Annotated in this window: 5 protein-coding genes; all 5 read left to right on the top strand. The window is 37.4% G+C overall.

What is annotated here, in order from left to right; all coding sequences use genetic code 11:
- The first annotated feature begins 267 nt into the window (after positions 1-267).
- Positions 268-396 carry a hypothetical protein gene (locus JUJ52_RS23485; protein WP_255637857.1) on the top strand — a complete coding sequence of 43 codons (129 nt, stop codon included), beginning with the start codon at positions 268-270 and terminating at the stop codon, positions 394-396.
- 66 nt (positions 397-462) lie between these two features.
- Positions 463-642, top strand: a complete 180-nt coding sequence (locus JUJ52_RS22820) for an aminotransferase class V-fold PLP-dependent enzyme (RefSeq protein WP_228089229.1) — start codon at positions 463-465, stop codon at positions 640-642.
- Between the two features lie 9 nt (positions 643-651).
- A complete protein-coding gene (locus tag JUJ52_RS22815) occupies positions 652-798 on the top strand; it encodes a hypothetical protein (protein WP_161629254.1) in 147 nt (48 codons plus the stop codon).
- Positions 799-909: 111 nt separating this feature from the next.
- Positions 910-1,614: a DUF554 domain-containing protein gene (locus JUJ52_RS22810; protein ID WP_026679598.1), complete on the top strand. Its 705-nt coding sequence runs from the start codon at positions 910-912 to the stop codon at positions 1,612-1,614.
- A 21-nt stretch (positions 1,615-1,635) separates the two neighbouring features.
- Positions 1,636-1,791 carry a hypothetical protein gene (locus tag JUJ52_RS22805; protein ID WP_205389369.1) on the top strand — a complete coding sequence of 52 codons (156 nt, stop codon included), beginning with the start codon at positions 1,636-1,638 and terminating at the stop codon, positions 1,789-1,791.
- Positions 1,792-2,144: the final 353 nt, after the last annotated feature.

Genomic DNA, 2,144 nt, shown 5'->3' with positions numbered 1-2,144 from the left:
CTAATAGTCTAGGAAATTATAAAATTAGCCTATGTGGATAAATAGAGGTGTGGTGAGCCGCGCCCAGATCCAGCGCCCAGAAACTAGGCGAGTTCACGAATCGCCCTAATCTAAGTCATTATTGGCTCGCAAGCACACTGTGATTCCTTTAGCTCCGTTGACTTGTTTCATTCGCTACGTTTCTAATCGGTGCTTGTACTTTTGTTCTATACACGTATAAATTAATGAGCTTCAGCTTATAGTCTAAATAGAATTGGCGGATAGATCATGATATATTTTGATCAAGCTGCCTCATCTTATCCGAAACCACCAGTAGTTATCGAGGCGATGATGAGGGTAATGAATGAAATAGGTGCGATCCCCAAAAGAGGGGGGCATACTATGGTACAAGGGTGAATTAAAACCACTTATTCATGGGGGGATGGGAAGCCATTCAGAGGAAGTATTGCAACCAAACGGATGGTGGAAGTATATGAAAGTGGTACGTTGAATACGCTAGCGATAGCTGGTTTACTTGCTGCTTTAAGTTTATTTGAAAAACAAGTAGAGGAAATTGTTTCACGTGAAACATTATTAACGCAAATGCTTGTGAATGAGCTCCAAGCAATTTCTGGTGTTACGTGCTATAGGATAGATAAATGATCTCTGCCAATGATAGCATTTAATAGTAAAGATATATCTTCACATGAAATTGCTACGATACTGGATGCACATTATCAGATCGCATTACGAGCTTGTCTACAATGTAGTTCACTAATGCATGAAATGTTGCAAACCAGCGAACAAGGTGCTGTATGAGTAAGTCTTTCGAGAAGCAATACATAAGAAGAAATAACTCCATTTATAAAAGCAATGAGAGACATTGCAAGCATCTATTAAATTAATTCAATTATTGGGGATGATGAGGGCATGGCATTATATGGAACTATCATCAATGGCGTATTAATCATCATTGGTAGTTTGTTTGGTTTACTCTTTACAAAAATTCCTGAACGGTATAAAGAAACAGTTATGCAAGGAATTGGATTGGCGGTTATGATTATTGGGGTTCAAATGGCACTTTCCACAGAGCTAATTATCATTGTATTACTCAGCTTACTTACAGGGGCAATTCTAGGAGAGCTATTGAATCTAGAAGTAAGATTAAATAGTCTGGGAACATGGATAGGAAGTAAATTCACGACGAAAAGCAGTGATTTTAGCGTATCCCAAGGTTTTGTCACTGCATCACTAATTTTTGTAATAGGTGCCATGTCGGTAATTGGTGCTTTAGATAGTGGAATTCGTGGTGATCATGAAGTATTAATTACAAAAGGAATTCTTGATGGATTTGTAGCGCTCGTATTAACGACAACTTTAGGGTTTGGGGTTATCCTATCGGTTATCCCGGTTGTTTTATATCAAGGTAGTATTGCCTTATTAGCTACACAAATAGAACAAATCCTTCCAGAAAGTTTTCTGAATGGCATGATAACAGAGCTAACTGCAGTAGGTGGAGTACTAATTCTTGCGATTGGCTTCAATCTACTAAAAATCACATCTATTCGAATCGGAAATCTATTGCCAGCTATTATTACAGTAGGTTTTATATATTATATATATCAATTATTCTAAATGAGGGGGTAACTTTCGTATATGGAAATATACATAGGCTGGTTATTAGCAGTAATTGTTACTATTTTAACTATAGTTGTTATAATTCAAAGCATCCGCTCAAGGATACATGATAAGTATAAAAAACTATCAGAATTAGAAGAACGCATTAAAAAGCTGGAAAAAGATAATAACTAGTAGATAGGGAAACAGCGATCACAGCATGAGTATCGCTGTTTTTTGTTGATTAAGATTGTGTATAACAGAGTAAGTCGTTTCATAGATGCCGACGAGACCTACGATTATGATTATGATAAGTCAACAGTGAATCGCTGTGGCTATTTGTGTTTCCTTTACCTCATGCGAAGTGGTTCGGTCCTACGTTGCTAATGGGGGCACCTGCTTCTTTGTTCAAAGTTAAGAAAGTATCAAATCAGTGCAATGACTGCGTTAAGCCAAGTAGTTATTTTGAAATGTTTGATGTATATTGGCAATGCTTCGACTAATTACTTCGCTTTCCGCGGGCACGGCCTCAACTAACTTTGCAAAGA

The sequence above is a fragment of the Virgibacillus sp. AGTR genome, assembly GCF_016919725.2.
In the GTDB taxonomy this organism is placed as follows: Bacteria; Bacillota; Bacilli; order Bacillales; family Amphibacillaceae; genus Virgibacillus; species Virgibacillus salarius.
This window is presented reverse-complemented; position numbering and strand designations above follow the sequence as displayed.